At 69.4% G+C, this 18,027-nt stretch carries 15 protein-coding genes; 11 read left to right on the top strand and 4 right to left on the bottom strand.

Annotated elements, in window-relative coordinates; translation table 11 throughout:
- Positions 1-8 precede the first annotated feature (8 nt).
- Positions 9-1,424, top strand: coding sequence for a phytoene desaturase family protein (locus tag CSR00_RS19330; RefSeq protein ID WP_099024045.1), 1,416 nt, complete (start codon positions 9-11; stop codon positions 1,422-1,424).
- Positions 1,425-1,454: 30 nt separating this feature from the next.
- Positions 1,455-1,583: a hypothetical protein gene (locus CSR00_RS31580; protein WP_281259737.1), complete on the top strand. Its 129-nt coding sequence runs from the start codon at positions 1,455-1,457 to the stop codon at positions 1,581-1,583.
- A 28-nt stretch (positions 1,584-1,611) separates the two neighbouring features.
- On the opposite strand, the gene CSR00_RS19325 is transcribed toward CSR00_RS31580, so the two are convergent.
- The gene (locus CSR00_RS19325; protein ID WP_141564403.1) at positions 1,612-4,197 is read right to left on the bottom strand and encodes a LuxR C-terminal-related transcriptional regulator; all 2,586 of its coding nucleotides are present in this window, start codon (positions 4,195-4,197) and stop codon (positions 1,612-1,614) included.
- Positions 4,198-4,262: 65 nt separating this feature from the next.
- Here CSR00_RS19325 and CSR00_RS19320 point away from each other — a divergent pair, with 65 nt between their 5' ends.
- The 6 genes from CSR00_RS19320 (at position 4,263) to CSR00_RS19295 (ending at position 11,908) form a co-directional block, all read left to right on the top strand.
- The gene (locus CSR00_RS19320) at positions 4,263-5,675 is read left to right on the top strand and encodes an amidase family protein (RefSeq protein WP_099024043.1); all 1,413 of its coding nucleotides are present in this window, start codon (positions 4,263-4,265) and stop codon (positions 5,673-5,675) included.
- Between the two features lie 127 nt (positions 5,676-5,802).
- The gene (locus CSR00_RS19315) at positions 5,803-7,347 is read left to right on the top strand and encodes an arylsulfatase (protein WP_099024042.1); all 1,545 of its coding nucleotides are present in this window, start codon (positions 5,803-5,805) and stop codon (positions 7,345-7,347) included.
- 27 nt (positions 7,348-7,374) lie between these two features.
- Positions 7,375-8,286 (top strand): HAD family hydrolase, encoded by a 912-nt coding sequence (locus CSR00_RS19310; RefSeq protein ID WP_099024072.1) that lies wholly within the window; start codon positions 7,375-7,377, stop codon positions 8,284-8,286.
- 25 nt (positions 8,287-8,311) lie between these two features.
- Positions 8,312-9,190: a formylglycine-generating enzyme family protein gene (locus CSR00_RS19305; protein WP_099024071.1), complete on the top strand. Its 879-nt coding sequence runs from the start codon at positions 8,312-8,314 to the stop codon at positions 9,188-9,190.
- Positions 9,191-9,454: 264 nt separating this feature from the next.
- Positions 9,455-10,528, top strand: coding sequence for an NAD-dependent epimerase/dehydratase family protein (locus CSR00_RS19300; protein WP_099024041.1), 1,074 nt, complete (start codon positions 9,455-9,457; stop codon positions 10,526-10,528).
- Positions 10,529-10,591: 63 nt separating this feature from the next.
- Positions 10,592-11,908 (top strand): AI-2E family transporter, encoded by a 1,317-nt coding sequence (locus CSR00_RS19295; protein WP_099024040.1) that lies wholly within the window; start codon positions 10,592-10,594, stop codon positions 11,906-11,908.
- Here the strand turns inward: CSR00_RS19295 and CSR00_RS19290 are convergent.
- Together CSR00_RS19290 and CSR00_RS19285 are read right to left on the bottom strand one after the other, a co-directional pair.
- Positions 11,886-12,692, bottom strand: coding sequence for a dienelactone hydrolase family protein (locus CSR00_RS19290; protein ID WP_099024039.1), 807 nt, complete (start codon positions 12,690-12,692; stop codon positions 11,886-11,888). The genes CSR00_RS19295 and CSR00_RS19290 overlap by 23 nt on opposite strands.
- A gap of 20 nt (positions 12,693-12,712) precedes the next feature.
- The gene (locus CSR00_RS19285) at positions 12,713-13,321 is read right to left on the bottom strand and encodes a DUF4245 domain-containing protein (RefSeq protein WP_245906267.1); all 609 of its coding nucleotides are present in this window, start codon (positions 13,319-13,321) and stop codon (positions 12,713-12,715) included.
- 284 nt (positions 13,322-13,605) lie between these two features.
- On the opposite strand from CSR00_RS19285, the gene glpX reads away from it, so the two are divergent.
- The 3 genes from glpX (at position 13,606) to CSR00_RS19270 (ending at position 17,554) form a co-directional block, all read left to right on the top strand.
- Positions 13,606-14,676 (top strand): class II fructose-bisphosphatase, encoded by a 1,071-nt coding sequence (gene glpX, locus CSR00_RS19280; RefSeq protein ID WP_099024038.1) that lies wholly within the window; start codon positions 13,606-13,608, stop codon positions 14,674-14,676.
- Positions 14,677-14,741: 65 nt separating this feature from the next.
- Positions 14,742-16,169 (top strand): class II fumarate hydratase, encoded by a 1,428-nt coding sequence (locus CSR00_RS19275; RefSeq protein WP_099024037.1) that lies wholly within the window; start codon positions 14,742-14,744, stop codon positions 16,167-16,169.
- Between the two features lie 89 nt (positions 16,170-16,258).
- A complete protein-coding gene (locus CSR00_RS19270; RefSeq protein ID WP_099024036.1) occupies positions 16,259-17,554 on the top strand; it encodes an MFS transporter in 1,296 nt (431 codons plus the stop codon).
- Here the strand turns inward: CSR00_RS19270 and CSR00_RS19265 are convergent.
- The gene (locus CSR00_RS19265; protein ID WP_099024035.1) at positions 17,539-17,907 is read right to left on the bottom strand and encodes a DUF732 domain-containing protein; all 369 of its coding nucleotides are present in this window, start codon (positions 17,905-17,907) and stop codon (positions 17,539-17,541) included. The two genes, CSR00_RS19270 and CSR00_RS19265, sit on opposite strands and share 16 nt — an antisense overlap.
- Positions 17,908-18,027: the final 120 nt, after the last annotated feature.

Genomic DNA, 18,027 nt, shown 5'->3' with positions numbered 1-18,027 from the left:
GCTCCTCGATGAGCACCGCGACCGTCGTCGGCGGCGGGCCCAACGGGCTCGCCGCCGCCGTGACGCTGGCCCGCGCCGGGCTGTCGGTGACGGTGCTGGAGGCCGCCGACGACATCGGCGGAGGCACCCGCACCGGGGAGGCGCTTCTGCCCGGCCTGCTCCACGACCACTGTTCGGCGATCCACCCGATGGCCGTCGGTTCGCCCCTGCTCCGTGACCTCGATCGGTACGGGCTGTCGTGGCGATGGACCGATATCGACTGCGTCCACCCACTCGACGGAGGCGAGGCTGCCGCACTTTACCGCTCGGTCGGGGACACCGCGGCGGGCCTCGGTGTCGACGGACCGGCGTGGAGATCCCTGTTCGGTTACGCCGCAGCGCGATTCGACTCGCTGGCCGAGGACATCATGGGCCCCCTCGTGAGTGTGCCGCGACACCCACTGATGCTGGCCCGGTTCGGGGCGCCCACGCTGCTGCCGGCCTCCACGCTGTCGCGGGTGTTCCGGACCGCGGCGGCGCGGGCGCTGTTCGGCGGGGTGGCCGCACATGCCTTCCGCCCCCTGCACCTGCCGATGACCTCGGCGATCGGGCTGGGCATCCTGACCGCCGGACACCGGCACGGTTGGGCCGTCGCCGCCGGCGGGTCGCGGAGCATCACCACGGCGATGGCCACCGTGTTGACCGAACTGGGCGGCACCATCGAGACCGGAATCCGCATCGGCGCGGCCGGGCAGCTGCCGGCCGCCGACGTCACGGTCTTCGACCTGGCTCCCGAGGCCGTCGCCGACATCCTCGGCGATGCGCTGCCGCAACGCGTGGCTCGCGCCTATCGCCGATTCCGCCGCGGTCCCGGCGCGTTCAAGGTCGACTTCGCGGTGCGGGAGGGTGTGCCCTGGACCAGCGCAGCCGCGCACCGGGCCGGCACCGTCCACCTCGCCGGGACGTTCGACGAACTCGCCGCAACCGAACGCGACATCCATGCCGGCCGGATGCCCGAGCGACCGTTCGTCCTGGTCGGCCAGCAATATCTGGCCGACCCGCAACGCTCGGTCGGCGACGTGCACCCCGTGTGGAGCTACGCCCACGTGCCGCACGGCTACACCGGCGACGCCACCGAGGCCATCATCGGCCAGATCGAGCGTTTCGCACCGGGCTTTCGCGAGCGGATCGTGGCACACACCTCGCGCTCGACGAGCGGGATGGCCGACTACAACGCCAACTATGCCGGCGGCGACATCATGACCGGCGCCAAGGACATCCGGCAGCTGACGTTCGGGCCACGGATCACCCTCTCGCCCTATTCGACCGGTGTGCCCGGCTACTACCTCTGCTCCGCCGCCACCCCACCGGGACCCGGCGCCCACGGCATGTGCGGCTACCACGCGGCCAGGGCCGCCCTGGCACACCTCGGCCACGATCGCTGACGTCGTCGCCGGGCGACCATCGCCATTGCGGTGTGCGGCCCACTGCTGATCCTCACCGGCGCCTACCGGCCCGGCTTCGTGCTCACCGGCGCGGTGACGGCCGCCTCGGCGGTGGTGGCCCGGCGGACCATCGAGCACCGGCAGTCGGCAGGTCCATGAGCGGATTCCATCACGCGCGGACCGTGAATCAGCGGAGGCCGGCGCGGCTCGCGTCGAGCCGGTTCATCACACCCAGCTTGCGGTAGATGGAACGCTGATGTGTCTTGAGGGTGTTCACCGAGACCGACATCTGCTCGGCGATCTGGGCCGAGGTCATCGGTGTGCGCAGATAGGCCAGCACCTCCCGCTCCCGCCGGGTGAGCGGCGGTGTCGACGCCGAGGCACCACGACCGGCGGCGATGTAGCAGGCGTCCAGACACTGCTGGAGAAAGCGGTGGTACCCGGTGACCGGCAGGTGCGCGGCCAGCATCTCCAGACACTGCGCATCGGCGTTGTCCAGGAACGGATAGACGATGTACTCGGCCTCGGCCTGCGCCAAGGCGTCCTCGAGCTTGTCGTGGGCGGCACTGCCCGCGCCGCGGCTCCAATCGACGAGCGCCAGTGTCAGCAGTGCGTAGACCCGGGTGTAGCGCTGGAGTTCGGTGGCCACCGCGACCTCGGCGTACCGGACGGCCACCGCGGGCTCACCCAGCCGCCGCGCGATGCCCGAGGCGATCGCCAACATGGTCGGGATGTTCGTGCCATCCCCGAGCCGGGCGACCATGGCCAGGGCCGTCCGTCGCTCACCACGAGCCTCGGCCAACCTGGCGGCGGCCACCAACTTGTAGGTGCCCAGCGGCGCCCCGTGGCAGTCGATGTCGTGGATGCGCGCGACGGCCTCGGCCGCCTCCACCAACCCGTCGCCGAGGGTTGCCGCGGTGAACGCGAGCAGCGACCGTGCGATGTCCGGGTAGCCGATGCCCGCCACGGCCTCGGCGGCCACCAGATCCGCCCGGGCACCGTCGAGCTCACCCCGCCACATCCGGGCGTAACCGCGCGTCAAAGGCTCGATTCCAACCCAGTAGTTGTGAACGAACGACTGGTCCTGGTCGCCGGTCCGAGCCGAATCGAGCTCGCGCAGGACCGTCAGTGCGCGCTCGAACTCGCCGATGCTGACCGCGGAGAACGCCAGGGTCTGCCGGGCCCGCAGGGCGAGCTCGGTCAGACCCAGCGCCTCGCTCTCGCCGACCGCGGCCTCCAGCAGGTCCAGCCCCCCTCGCCGCAGACTCGACTGCGCCCACCCCAGCACGAACAGCGCACCGGCATACACCGGCGTCGGCACCAGACCGCGGTCGGCAAGCGCCGTCACGGCGCGATCTCCGGCCGCCAGTATCTCCTCGTCGTCCGCGGAGACCAGGACGCACGCGATGTCGGCCACGAAGGCCGACCGCGCGGACAGCGCCTCCCCCGGCTCGGCGCGGCGTGCCCGCTGCAATATCAACCGCGCATTCGCGGTGTCGCCCAGCAGATCCCGGCAGCAGGCCCGGATCATCAGCAGCATCGGATGCTCGCCGAATTCCGCCATCGCGGCGAGGCAGATCCGATCGAGCGCCTCCGGCCGAGACTGCAGTAGCAGTCCCAGCCAGTGGTCGAAGATCACCCCGCGGGCCAGCTCGGAATCACCGGCCCGAATGGCGTGCTCGACCGACGTCAACGGATGCTCGTCGGCCAACTCCCTGGCGGCGACGGTGTTCAACCGTTCCCAGCGTCGGACGTCGGCGCGGCGCAGGATGTTCTGGCAACTCGTCGTGAGCATCGAATGCCATTGGTAGACAGTGCTTCCACCGGATTGGAACCGCTCGACGAACAATCCCGCGGCGATGCACTCGGCGAGCAACTCACGGGCGTCCGAACGCCCCGAGAGGGTGCGGGCCAGTTTCTCGTCCACCCGACCGGTGACCGTCACCGACAACACGAAATCGGCGAGGTCCGGCCGCATCCGCTGCAGCACCGCGGAATCGACATAGTCGGTGGGATCGACATCGGTGGCCAGGTCCGGGGACCGCCCGCCGTTGTTCAGCGCCAGCCGAACCGCCGCGGGCCAGCCGCCGGTTGCCGACATGATCTCCGCGGCGGCGCCGTGGTCGACGGGTACCCCGGCCCGCGCACCCGCGGCCACGATGTCGGCGGGTGCGAACGCCAGATCCGCCGGCCCCAGGACGGTCACACGGCCGTGGGCCCGAAGCCGCACCAGGACGGGATCCGCTGCGTCGGTGGTGACCACGACCAGGTGCAGCCACCGCGGACCGTACTCGACCAGTTGAGCGAACCCGGAATCACTCAGCGCCCAGCGCGCGTTCTGGGCGTCGTCGACCACGACGACGACCGACTCACGATGCTGAATCGCCGCCAGAACCGTCATGGCGTCGTCATAGGTTTCCGCGTCCAGGACCGCCGACAGCGAGCGATCGAACCGCGAGTCCCCGGCTTCCTGCGCGGACTGCCGCAGGGCGGTGACGGCGGCACGCAGCACGTCCCAGAGGTCCGTCATCTGATCGCTGAGCGTCACCCACGACACGCTCCCCACGCGCTGCGCGCAGCGCGCCGCGGCGAACTGCGCGACCGCCACCGTCTTGCCGAACCCCGAGGGCGCCGAGACGATCGTCGCCCGATGCCGAGCCGATGTCCGGAGCTTGTCGACGACCGCCGGGCGAGGCACCATCTCCGGGTTGTCCTGCGGAGCGACGGTCAGGAACCAGGGCACCCGGCCCATCGACGGCGTCCTCAAACGCATGGCGCAACGATCTCACACGGTCAGGGTGATGTGCAGGCTGACCAGCGGTACGAGGATATCCGCTCGTGTATCAGACGCTGTTCGAACTGGCGAGCGGCACCACCCATGCCGCAGGGCTTGTCGCGCACACCCTACAAGGCGTCGAGGCCAGCCAACAGGAACTCAATGCCTTCACGGTCGTGCTGGCGGATGCGGCACGCGACGCGGCGGCCGAGGCGGATCGCCGGCGCGCACGCGACCAGAAGGCTCCGCTGCTCGGAATTCCGGTGGCGGTCAACGACGAGGTCGACGTCTCGGGAGCGCCGAGCGCCTTCGGGATCTCGACGGTCACGGCGAAGGCCACGACCGATGCGGCGGTGGTACGCCGGCTCCGGGACGCCGGGGCGGTCATCGTCGGCAAGACGGCAGCAGGTGTTCTCGGTCAACAACTTTGCCCGACGGGACTCGGAGGCCGTCCGGTCCGCAATCCGTGGGCGCTCGACCACACTCCCGGCGCCAGTTCGGCCGGCGCCGCGGCCGCCGTCGCCGCCGGGCTGGTTCCCGCGGCCATCGGAACCGATACCGGCGGCGGGCTGCGCATCGCTGCGGCGTGGACGAACCTCATCGGCCTCAAGCCCGGCCGCGGTGTGTTCCCCGCCGCCGCACTGCGCGAGGGCTTCAACGGTCTGACGTCGTGTGGCGTCCTGGCCCGAACGGCGACCGATGCCGCGCTGGTGCTTTCCGCGGTGGCCGGCGACGGGTCGTACCGGCCACGGGGCATCGACCGGGAGCTCCAGATCGCCATATCCGGACGGTTTCCCTTTCCGGCCGGACTGGTCGGCGGCGGTATCGACGCCGAGATCGCGGTTGCCCTGGTTCAGGCCGGCGAGGTCCTCGAGTCGCTGGGCCATCGCGTCGTACCGGGTTCTGCCGACTACGGCGTCCGGCTCTGGCAGGACTACGGAGTGCGACGTGCGGCCGGACTGTACGACTGGGCCTACCGTCAGGGCGGCCTCACCGCAGTGCCGGATGCGGCGATCCGCGGCCGCGCCCGGCTCGGGTTGGCCCTGTCCGAGGTGACCCTACGACGGGCCCGCGCCCGCGAGCCCGGCCAGCGCAAACGCATCGGGCGCGTCTTCGAGATCGTCGATCTGCTGGTGACGCCGACGACCTCGGTGCCGGCTCCACGGCTGGCCGAAGACGCCGCCACCGCAGCGTCGCCGCGGCAGATGCTGGCCATGTGCCCGTGGACATGGCCGTGGAACGTGCTCGGCTGGCCCGCGGTGAGCGTGCCCGCGGGTTTCACCTCCGACGGTCTGCCCGTCGGCGTCCAGCTCCTCGGGCCACCCGGGAGTGAGCTTCTGCTGCTGTCGGTGGCCGATATGTTGATGGCCGCGAACCCCCGTGTCGGCCGGCAGCCGGACCCCCAGTTCTCCACGACGTCGTCGCGCACCGGGCGATCCGCGAGTTCCGAAGCCACGCCCAACGGGTGGGGATGACCGCTGATCATCCGCGCGGCGAAGCCGCTGCAGCCAAACAATTCTCACAGGCGGCATTGCTCCCCATCCAGGCGACTATCGCCTACGGTGAATTGGCGACTTATTCCATCCATGACGAGGGGTCACCGTGCCTGACAAAAAACCCAACATCCTGGTGATCTGGGGCGACGACATCGGCATCACGAATCTGAGCTGCTACAGCGACGGCCTGATGGGCTACCGCACCCCCAACATCGACCGGATCGCCAAGGAGGGCATGCGCTTCACCGACTCCTACGGCGAGCAGAGCTGCACCGCGGGCCGCTCCTCGTTCATCACCGGGCAGAGCGTCTACCGCACCGGGCTGTCCAAGGTCGGGATGCCCGGCGTCGACATGGGACTGTCGCCCGACGACCCGACGATCGCCACCCTGCTCAAGCCACTGGGTTATGCCACCGGCCAGTTCGGTAAGAATCACCTCGGCGACCTAAACAAGTACCTGCCCACCGCGCACGGCTTCGACGAGTTCTTCGGCAACCTCTACCACCTCAACGCCGAAGAAGAGCCCGAACACCCCGACTACCCGACCGAGGCGGAGGCGCCCCGGCTGCGCAAGGCGTTGCTGCCGCGCGGGGTGATCAAGTCGTGGGCCACCGAGGAGGTCTCCGACGAGGTCGACGAGCGGTTCGGGCCGCTGGGCAAACAGAGGGTCGAGGACACCGGTCCGCTGACCAAGAAGCGGATGGAGACCGTCGACGACGAGACCACCGCCGCGGCGATCGACTTCATCAAGCGCCAGACCGAGGCCGACACCCCGTTCTTCGTCTGGATGAACACCACCCACATGCACTTCCGGACGCATACCAAGCCGGAGAGCCTGGGCCAGGCCGGTCGGTGGCAGTCGCCGTACCACGACACGATGGTCGACCACGACAAGCACGTCGGGCGGCTGCTGGACTGCCTCGACGAACTCGGTATCGCCGAGGACACCATCGTGGTGTACTCCACCGACAACGGCCCGCACGCCAACACCTGGCCCGACGGCGCCACCACCCCGTTCCGCAGCGAGAAGAACACCGGCTGGGAGGGCGCGTTCCGGGTGCCGGAGATGATCCGCTGGCCCGGAAAAATCGAAGCCGGCACCGTGTCCAACGAGATCGTCCAGCACCACGACTGGCTGCCGACGTTCCTGGCCGCCGCCGGCGAGCCGACCATCGTGGAGAAGCTCAAGCAGGGCCACACGATCGACGACACCACTTACCACGTTCACATCGACGGCTACGACCTGCTGCCGTATCTGACCGGCGAGGTGGACAAGAGTCCGCGCCGGGGCATGATCTATTTCTCCGACGACTGCGACGTCCTCGGCATCCGGCTGGAAAACTGGAAGGTCGTGTTCATGGAGCAGCGCTGCAAGGGCACGCTGCAGATCTGGTTCGAGCCGTTCACCGAGCTGCGGGCGCCGAAGATCTTCAACCTGCGCACCGACCCGTTCGAGCACGCCGACGTCACGTCGAACACCTATTGGGACTGGTTCCTGGACCACGACTACATCGCGTTCATGGCCAATGCGGTGGTGCTGGAGTTCCTGGAGACGTTCAAGGAGTTCCCGCCGCGGCGCGAGCCGGCGTCGTTCACCATCACCAATGCGGTCAACAAGCTGAACAACTATCTGGAATCGGTCGGCGGCTGACCGACGCGACCGGATACGACCGTGGGAATTCTGGATTCCTGGATCGACGGGCCCACGAAGTCGGCGATCGTCGACTTCGTGGACCGGGTCACCGCCGAGGGCGGTCCGGACTACGTGGCCCCGGAGGCCCGGGTGGCGGTCTTCGACAACGACGGCACGCTGTGGGTGGAGAAGCCCGCCTACGTCCAACTGGACTTCCTGGTGCGCCGGCTGGCCGAGCAGGCGGCCGCCGATCCCGCGCTGGCGGCCGACCAGCCGTACCGGGCGGCCGCCGAGGGCGACCTGGCCTGGTTCGGTGACGCGGTGACCCGGCACTACAACGGCGACGACTCGGCGCTGAAACTCCTTGCCGGCGGGATCTTCTCGGCGTATCAGGGGCTGACGGTGGAGGAGCACGCCGACCGGGTACGGGCGTTCTTCGACGAAGCCGCCCATCCCACCCTGGGCCGGCCCTACACCGCGTGCGGCTATGCGCCGATGGTCGAGCTGCTGGCCTACCTGCAGGCCAACGGGTTCACCAACTACATCGCCTCCGGCGGCGGACGCGACTTCATGCGCCCGGTCACCGCCGCCATGTACGGTGTGCCGCCCGAACGGGTGATCGGCAGCTCGGTGGGACTCGACTACGCCGACGGCCAGCTGCGGACCACCGCGGAGCCGGAGTTCCTCAACGACGGACCGGTCAAGGCGGTGCGCATCTGGGGCCGGGTGGGCCGCCGGCCGATCCTGGCCGCCGGAAACTCCAACGGCGACATCGCGATGCTGGAATACGTCGACGCCGGGCCCGGCCCGTCGTTGTCGGTCCTGGTCCGCCATGACGACGCCGACCGGGAGTTCGACTACGTCGCGGGCGCGGAGAAGGCCCTGGCCGAGGCCGAGGCCAGGAGTTGGACGGTGGCCAGCATCCGCGACGACTGGGCGGCCGTATTCGGTGACTGATAGTGACTGACAGTGATTGATAGTGATTGACGAGGACCTCGTCTGGATACCGGCGCAGACCGCCGTGCTCGGCGACGACCACCACTACCCCGAGGAGGCGCCGGCTCACGAGGTCACCGTGTCGGGGTTCTGGATGCACAGATACGAGGTGACCAACGCCGAGTTCGCCGAATTCGTCGCGCAGACCGGCTATGTCACGGTGGCCGAGCGCCCGCTGGACCCGCAGGACTACCCGGGGGCCCCGCCGGAGAACCTGCAACCGGGGTCGATGGTGTTCCACCGCACGTCCGGCCCGGTGGACCTGCGCCATCTGAGCCAATGGTGGACCTGGACGCCCGGGGCATGCTGGAACCATCCCCGCGGGCCCCGTTCGTCACTGCGCAACCGCGAGAACCATCCGGTGGTGCACGTCGCCTTCGAGGATGCCCGGGCCTTCGCCGACTGGGCCGGCCGTGAGCTGCCGACGGAGGCGGAGTGGGAGGTCGCGGCCCGCGGCGGTCTGCCGCACGCGACCTTCACCTGGGGCGACGAGCCCGAGCGGCCCGGGCAGCGCTGGGCCAACTACTGGCACGGCGAGTTCCCGTATCTGCCCGACACCGGTTACGGGCAGACCGCGCCGGTGGGCAGCTTTCCCCCCAACGGTTACGGGCTTTTCGACATGGCCGGCAACGTCTGGGAGTGGACCGTCGACTGGTACACCGACACCCCGGTCGACGGCGGCTGCTGCGCCGCAGACAGTTACGATCCCGCGCAGCCGCAGTTCGAGATCCCCCGCAAGGTGATCAAGGGCGGGTCGTTCCTGTGCGCCGACAGCTACTGCCAGCGCTACCGCCCCGCGGGACGGCGACCTCAGATGGTCGACACCGGGATGAGCCACATCGGCTTTCGCTGCATCCGGCGGTGACGGTTTCGCCCCAACCGCACCGACGGTGTTGTGGCGGTCCGGTGTGCAGGGCCACGTCTGCGGCCACGCAACGATGCCGGCGCCGGGAGTCTCGCGAGTTTCGGGAGTCTCGAAGGCCCACCCGCGTCCGCTCGGTGTGTTCCCGATGTGCGTCCGATGTCGGTACGACCTGGTGTCGGCACGCCTCGTGGGCGATGATTCCTAGGACCCACTTCCGAGGATCCACCTTCCGGGAGTCAAATCGGACACGACGATGGGAGACGCATGACGGTTCTGGTCACCGGAGCGTTCGGCCTGGTCGGATCGGCCACGGTGCGGCAATTGGCGGCCGACGGGCGGTCCGTGGTCGCCTCCGACCTCGACATTCCCGCCAACCGCAAGGCCGCGGAGCAGGTCACCGAGCAGCTGCGCGGGGTTGAGGTCCGCTACGCCGATCTCGGCGACCCCGCCGCGGTCGACGCGCTGGTCGACGCGGTCAAGCCCGAAGCGATCATCCACCTGGCCGCGATCATCCCCCCGTTCATCTACATGCGACGCGAACTGGCGCGCAAGGTCAACGTCGACGGCACCGCGCACCTGCTGGCCGCGGCCGCCAAGCAGCCCACTCCCCCGCGGTTCGTGCAGGCCTCCAGCATCGCGGTGTACGGCTCGCGCAATCCGTACACCGTGGGCGGCGTTCTGACCGCGGAGACACCGACCAACCCGGCCGACATCTACGGCGACCACAAGGTGCAGGCCGAGCAGCTCATCCGCGGCTCCGAGCTGGACTGGGTGATCCTGCGCCTGGGCGGGGTGATGACCGTCGACCTCACCGCGGGCTACATGAAGCTGGACAACGCCTACTTCGAGTCGCTGCTGCCCATCGACGGTCGGCTGCAGACCGTCGACGTGCGCGACGTGGCGTCGGCGTTCGCCGCCGCGACGACCGCCCCCGTGGTCGGCGAGACACTGCTCATCGGCGGCGACGACACCCACCGCCAGATCCAGGGCGACGTCGCACCGGCGATGGCGGCGGCGATGGGGCTGGTCGGAGGCATGCCCGTCGGTCTCAAGGGCAATCCCGCCAGCGACGACGACTGGTTCAACACCGACTGGATGGATTGCCGTCGCGCGCAGGAAGCCCTTGATTACCAGCACCATTCGTGGACGGACATGCTGACCGAAACCGCGGACAAGATGGGCTGGCGTCGCCACCTGCTGCGCATCGCCGCACCCCTGGCCCGCGAGCTCCTCTCCCGCCGTTCGGCCTACCACGGCAAGAACCTGCAGTACGCCGATCCCTGGGGCGCCATCGCCGAGAAATGGGCCGACCCCCGGCCGGACCGGGCCCAGCCATGACGTGTGCGCCCGCGGCGCCCGGCGCCGCGGGCCGGCGACAGTCGACACCGAGGACCGGGCGGGATGCTGGATGAGTTCACGCTGACCCAGAAGCGCGCCCTGGCCGTTGCGACGGTGGTGGCACTGGGCTTCGGCGCCTACTTCCTGCGCAGCTATGTGGTGCTGATGGCGATCGCCGCGGTGATGGCCTACCTGTTCCGGCCGATCTACAACCGGTTCCGGGCCCGGATGAACACCGGGCTGGCGGCCACGCTGACGCTCCTGACCGCGATCGCGATCGTCGCGATCCCGCTCAGCGGGGTCGTCTTCCTGGCCGTCCTGCAGATCAGCCAGATGGTCAGCGGCATCAGCCACTGGATGTCGGAGACCGATCTGACGGCGCTGGGGCAGCGCCTGCTGGATTCCACCAACGACCTGCTGGCCAAGATCCCGTTCATGCACATCACCCTCACGCCGGACTCGATCCGCGAGGGGGTCACCAAGGTCGGGCAGAACGTCGGCGGTGTCGCCCTGGACTTCGCCCGCGGGTCGGTGGGCAACATCGCGATGATGGTGACCTCGGCGGTCATCTTCCTCTACGTGTTCCTGGCGTTGCTGACCAACGGCGAGAAGGTGCTGGCGCTGTTCCGCGACCTGAACCCGCTGGGAAGCGAGGTCTCCAACATCTACCTGGCCAAGATCGGGGCGATGGTGTCGGCGACGGTGCGCGGCCAGTTCATCATCGCGGTGTGCCAGGGAACCGCCGGGGCGGTCTCGATCTACATCGGCGGCATTCACGACGGATTCTTCATGTTCGTCATCTTCTTGACCGCGCTGTCGTTCATCCCGTTGGGCAGCGGCATCGTCACGATCCCGCTGGGCATCGGGATGGCGTTGTTCGGCAACGTCGCCGGGGGCGTGTTCGTGGTGGTCTTCCACCTGGTGGTGGTGACCAGCATCGACAACGTGCTGCGCCCGTTCCTGGTGCCCAAGAGCGCCCACCTCAACGCGGCGTTGATGCTGCTGGCCGTGTTCGCCGGACTGCGGATGTTCGGCTTCTGGGGGATCGTGCTGGGCCCGGTGCTGATGATCGTCATCGTGACCACCATCAGCATGTATCTGGCCGTCTACAAGGGGGCGCCGCTGGAGATGCCGCCCGAGCCGGCGGACGACCCGGAGCGCAGGATCCCGGTGTGGCGCCGGTGGTGGCCGTTCGGGTTGTCGAACAGGGACGCCGATACCGACGCCGATACCGAAGAGGCTGGTGACGGGGAGACCCCGGCCGAGGGTGGCGGCACCGACCAGGGCACGCTGTCCCGGTCTTCTCCGTCGTCCCCGTCTTCTCCGTCGTCCCCGTCTTCTCCGTCGTCTGAGGCGGCTACCCGGCCAGCCGCTCCTTGAGGAATTCCAGGACCCGCTTGCGGGCCTCGTAGGCCGGGTGCCCGTCGTATTCGCGCACCTGGTCGGTGAGCACCGAGTGGGCCATCCTGTTGAAGCCGTCGGGATTGCCGGGGCCCGAGTTGATCTCGATGACCTCGAAGGCGTCCCCTAGCCGTGCTTTCAGGGTCTGGAAGCGGTCCCCCGGCGACATCCGGTCCTCGCTGAACCGCAGCCCCAGCGCGCACAGTCCCTCCTGGGCCGCACGCTGCTCGATGATCTTCAGCTCGCCCTCGGAGAGGCCGGGGTCGCGGCGCTGTTTGGGAGTCAGCGGCAGCGGCAGCGACGGCTGGCTCATCACCGGCGCCAGGACGCTGTCGTCGACGGCGGCCGCCAGCGCGAACCCACCGGAGAAGCACTGGCCGATGACGCCGACGCCCTTGCCCGGGGTCTGCGAGTTGAGGTCACGGGCCAGGGCCTGCAGGAACCGTGACACCGGCCGGTTCTTGTTGGTGGCGAAGGCGGCGAACTCCTTGGCCACACAGCCGCGGAGCAGGACCGGCACCGCAGACGGCCCGACCGGTGCGCCCGGGGTGCCGTAGAGCGAGGGGCTGACGACCGTGAACCCGTTGTCCACCAGGTAGTTGCCCAGGGCGAGCACACCGGGGTGAATGCCCGGCATCTCGGGGATCAGGACGACGCCCGGCCCCTCCCCCTTGCGGTAGACGTCGTACGTCAGTCCCCCCGCGGTGAACGGTGCGCTCGTCCACCCGGTGAGATCAGCTTCCGGTGCCGCCGATGCCGACATGTTCTCCCTGCCCTCTTGCCTCAGCGCGGCCGCGAGGACAGCGGCTGCGCGGTTTGTGTGGCCGCGGCCAGCGTACGGAATTCGTCTGTCGAACCGGCGCCGGTGATCGCGAGCTGCGTGGTCGCGTCCCCACTCCGCAGCCGCGTCGTCCACACCGGCTCCTGGTCGGCCGCGGATTCCCCGGTGCCCTCGTAGACGACCCAGTTCTGGCCGTCGACCGTCACGACACCGGTGGGGTAACTCTGCGGGTTGATCGACTTCACCAGCGCCGCCTCGTCGGCGTTGCTCTGGGTGAGGCTGACGAACTCCTCCGTCGGCGTCAGATAGCCCACGGTGGAGATCAGCGCGCGTTCGGGTTGGCCGGTCTGCGGGTTGGTGCGCGCCCCGTCGAGTCCCTCACGACGACCGGAGTTGGCCCGCCAGCCGTCGGGCAGCGCGGGATTGCGAATGGGGAATCCCAGCGTCTCGGCATCGGATTTCAGCGCGGCCGCCGCGTCGTATGCGGGGACCTCGCCGGTCTTGGGTCCGCTCAGCTGGAACGAGCAGGTGCCGACCAGCCCCGCCAGCACGATGCAGGCGACGACCAGGGGGGCCAACGACCAGAACATGTCGCGCCCGTCCTGCAGCAGCCGGGGCTTGGCGGGCTTGGGCTCCGGAGTCGCCGCGCCGACGACATCGGACTCCGGAGTCGCCGCGCCGACGACATCGGACTCGCGAGTCGCCGCGCCGACGACATCGGACTCCGGAGTCGCCGCGCCGGCGCCGAGAGCATCGGATTCGGGAGCCGCGACCCCGGCGACATCAGACTCCCGGGCCGCGCGGCGGGCGCCCTCGGACGGCTGCGGTGGCTGCGTGGTCACCAGACCAGTATCCCAGCTCCCAACTACCGACCCCGATCTGGGACAATGACCCCATGACGGAGACATCTGCCGCGGCATCTCCCGGGGGTTCGGCCGGCCCGGTCCGACGCCGGGAGGCCCCGGACCGAAACCTGGCGTTGGAATTGGTACGAGTCACCGAGGCCGGCGCCATGGCCGCCGGCCGCTGGGTGGGCCGAGGTGACAAGGAAGGCGGCGACGGCGCCGCCGTCGACGCGATGCGCGAGCTGGTCAATTCCGTCTCGATGCGCGGGATCGTGGTCATCGGTGAGGGCGAGAAGGACAACGCCCCGATGCTCTACAACGGTGAGGAGGTCGGCAACGGCGACGGCCCGGAGTGCGACTTCGCCGTCGACCCGATCGACGGCACCACCCTGATGAGCAAGGGCATGCCGAACGCCATCTCGGTGCTGGCGGTCGCCGAGCGCGGAGCGATGTTCGACCCGTCGGCGGTGTTCTACATGAACAAGATCGCCGCCGGCCCCGATGTCGCGGACTTCATCGACATCACCTCCCCCATCGCGGCCAACATCCAGCGCATCGCCAAGGTGCGCAAGGCGTCGGTCTCCGACATCACGGTGTGCATCCTGGACCGTCCCCGGCACACCAAGCTGATGGCCGACGTCCGCGCGGCCGGCGCCCGCATCCGGCTGATCTCCGACGGCGACGTCGCCGGGGCGATCTCGGCCTGCCGGCCCGATTCCGGCACCGACATGCTCGTCGGCATCGGCGGCACCCCGGAGGGCATCATCACCGCGGCGGCGCTGCGGTGCATGGGCGGCGAGATCCAGGCCACGCTGGCACCCACCGACGACGAGGAGCGACAGCGCGCGATCGACCGGGGCCACGACCTGGACCGGGTGCTGACCACCGAGGATCTGGTGTCCGGCGAGAACGTCTTCTTCTGCGCCACCGGAGTGACCGACGGCGACCTGCTGCAGGGTGTGCGGTTCTACGGCGGCGGCTGCACCACCCAGTCGATCGTGATGCGCTCGAAGTCCGGCACGGTCCGGATGATCGAGGCCTACCACCGCCTGTCCAAGCTCAACGAGTACTCCGCGGTGGACTTCACCGGGGACCTGACCGCGGCGCATCCCCTTCCGTAACGGACCCTTCCGCAACCGACCGCTCTTCTGAAACCGACCCAGACCGACCGAGATAAAGGGAGCACATGACCGACAGCGCTGTCGACAACACCGGCGAGGGCGAATACCGCATCGAGCACGACACGATGGGCGAGGTCCGGGTGCCCGCGAAGGCACTGTGGCGGGCGCAGACCCAGCGTGCCGTGGAGAACTTCCCGATCTCGGGTCGCGGTCTGGAGCGCACCCAGATCCGGGCGCTGGGCCTGCTCAAGGGCGCCTGCGCCCAGGTGAACAAGGATCTGGGCAAGTTGCCCGCGGACAAGGCCGACGCCATCATCGCCGCGGCCGCCGAGATCGCCGACGGCCGCCACGACGACCAGTTCCCCATCGACGTGTTCCAGACCGGGTCGGGCACCAGCTCCAACATGAACACCAACGAGGTGATCGCCTCGATCTGCGCGGCCAACGGTGTGAGCGTGCACCCCAACGACGACGTCAACATGTCGCAGTCGTCCAACGACACCTTCCCCACCGCCACCCACATCGCGGCGACCGAAGCCGCGGTCCGGCTGCTCATCCCGGCCCTGGAGGTGCTGCACGAGTCGCTGGCCGCCAAGGCGCGGCAGTGGCGCACCGTCGTGAAGTCCGGCCGCACGCATCTGATGGACGCTGTGCCGGTGACGCTGGGCCAGGAGTTCGGCGGGTATGCCCGCCAGATCGAGGCCGGCGTGGAGCGGGTCCGCGCGGTGCTTCCCCGGCTGGGCGAGCTGGCCATCGGCGGCACCGCCGTGGGCACCGGCCTCAACGCGCCCGACGGCTACGGCGCCAAGGTGGTCGAGGTGCTCAAGAACGAGACCGGGGTCGCCGAGCTGCGGTCGGCGGTCAACTCCTTCGAGGCGCAGGCCGCGCGCGATGGCCTGGTCGAGGCGTCCGGCGCGCTGAAGACCATCGCGGTGTCGCTGACCAAGATCGCCAACGACATCCGCTGGATGGGCTCGGGCCCGCTGACGGGGCTCGCCGAGCTGCACCTGCCGGACCTGCAGCCGGGCAGCTCGATCATGCCGGGCAAGGTCAACCCGGTGATCCCGGAGGCGGTCACCCAGGTGGCCGCTCAGGTCATCGGCAACGACGCCGCGATCACCTGGGGCGGCGGCAACGGCGCGTTCGAGCTCAACGTGTACATCCCGATGATGGCGCGCAACCTGCTGGAGTCGTTCACGCTGCTGACCAACGTGTCCAAGCTGTTCGCCGAGCGCTGCATCGACGGTCTGGTGGCCGACGAGGCCCGGCTGCGGACCCTGGCCGAATCCTCGCCGTCGATCGTGACGCCGTTGAACTCGGCCATCGGCTACGAGGAGGCCGCCGCGGTGGCCAAGCAGGCCCTCAAGGAGAAGAAGACGATCCGCCAGGTGGTCGTCGACCGCGGCCTGATCGGCGACAAGCTCTCCGAGGAGGAACTCGACAAGCGGCTCGACGTCCTGGCGATGGCCAAGGTTCAGGACGGCGACAACTAGCACTCGATCGATTCGGTACTGAGAGCGAACTCTGCGCGTAGTTTTCGCGCTCAGTACCGAATCAACGCCAAGCCAGTTGGGGGTGGGCCATCGGCACCGAGGTTTCCCCGTGGCGTGCCGCGGCGGCCAGCTTCGTCGGGACGACGGTCGAGTTCTACGACTTCCTGATCTACGGCACCGCCGCCGCCCTGGTGTTCCCGAAGCTGTTCTTCCCGGGCACCGACCCGGCCACCGGTGTGCTGCTCTCGTTCGCCACCTTCGGGGTCGGGTTCGTCGCCCGGCCCCTGGGCGGAATCGTGTTCGGGCATTTCGGCGACCGGGTCGGGCGCAAGCGCATGCTGGTGTATTCGCTGCTGCTGATGGGCGGGTCCACCGTGGCGATGGGGCTGCTGCCCACCTTCGCCCAGATCGGCGTCGCCGCGCCGATCCTGCTGACCCTGTTGCGGCTCATCCAGGGGTTCGCGGTCGGCGGCGAGTGGGGCGGCGCGACGTTGATGGCCGTCGAGCACGCCCCCGCACACCGTAAGGCCTTCTTCGGGGCCTTTCCCCAGATGGGCGCGCCGGGTGGGACGGCCATCGCGACGCTGGCCTTCTACGCGGTCTCCCGGTTGCCCGACGAACAGTTCCTGTCCTGGGGATGGCGGATCCCGTTTCTGGCCAGCGCCGTACTGATCGCGATCGGCCTGGTCATCCGGCTGTCGTTGACCGAGAGCCCCGAGTTCGCCGCGGTGCGGCAGCGCGCTGCGGTGGTGCGCCTTCCCATCGCCGAGGCGCTGCGCCGGCACTGGCGGCAGATCCTCCTGGTGGCCGGCGCGTACCTGTCGCAGGGGGTGTTCGCCTACATCTGCGTGGCCTACCTGGTGTCCTACGGCGCGACGGTGGCCGGCATCGACCGCACCGATGCGCTGTTCGGGGTGTTCGTGGCCGCGGTGGTGGCGGTGCTGGCCTACCCCGCGTTCGGTGCGCTGGCCGACCGGGTGGGACGCAAACCGGTGTTCCTGGCCGGTGTGGTGGCCATGGGCGTCTCCATCCTGCCGGTGTTCGCACTGATCAACACCGGCAGCTCGACGCTGTTCCTGGTGGCGTTGGTGCTGGTGTTCGGTCTGGCCATGGCGCCCGCCGCGGGGGTCACCGGCTCCCTGTTCAGCCTGGTGTTCGACACCGACGTGCGATACAGCGCGGTGTCGGTGGGCTACACGCTGAGTCAGATCGTGGGCTCGGCCTTCGCGCCCACGATCGCCGTGGCGCTCTACACCGCCACCGGCACCAGCGACTCGATCGCGGCCTACCTGATCGGGGTCTCGGTCGTCTCGGCCATCTCGGTGGCCCTGTTGCCGGGCCCGTGGCGCGCCGCGACGCCCGAACCCGCTCAGGTGGGCCGGTAACCGCCCGCCGACTGGCGCAACGACCAGATCTGGGCCGGGCACAGTTCCTGGGTCGCCTGGCTGAGCAGGTAGGACACCTTGTACTCGTCGGGCCCGAAGTCGTTCTTGATCTGGGTGGCCAGCGAGGGGTAGCCCTCGCCCGCGGCGATCCGGTCGCACAGGTTGTAGCCGTAGCTCAGTGCGGCGTCGGCATTCGGAAAGTTGAAGCCGGGCCCCAGCGTGACGTTGATGATGTAGCCGATCTGGTCGGCCTGCGCGGTCGGGGCCGTCACCACCGAGCCGGCCAGGACGCCGATACCGGTCAGGACAGCGGCCGCCGCACCGGCCGAGGACACAGCAACCCCGCGCTTCATGGTCCAAGACCCTATCCGACGGGTCGGGGCCGCGGTGCGGGATCCGTGATCGAGGGGCGCTGGGGCGGCGACGGGGGCGGTGACGGGGGCGGTGACAGGGACGGTGACAGAGCCGGTGAC

This window comes from Mycolicibacterium palauense (assembly GCF_002592005.1).
Classification (GTDB): Bacteria; Actinomycetota; Actinomycetes; order Mycobacteriales; family Mycobacteriaceae; genus Mycobacterium; species Mycobacterium palauense.
Note: the sequence above shows the minus strand (reverse complement) of the source record. Positions and strands in the feature narration are given on the sequence as shown.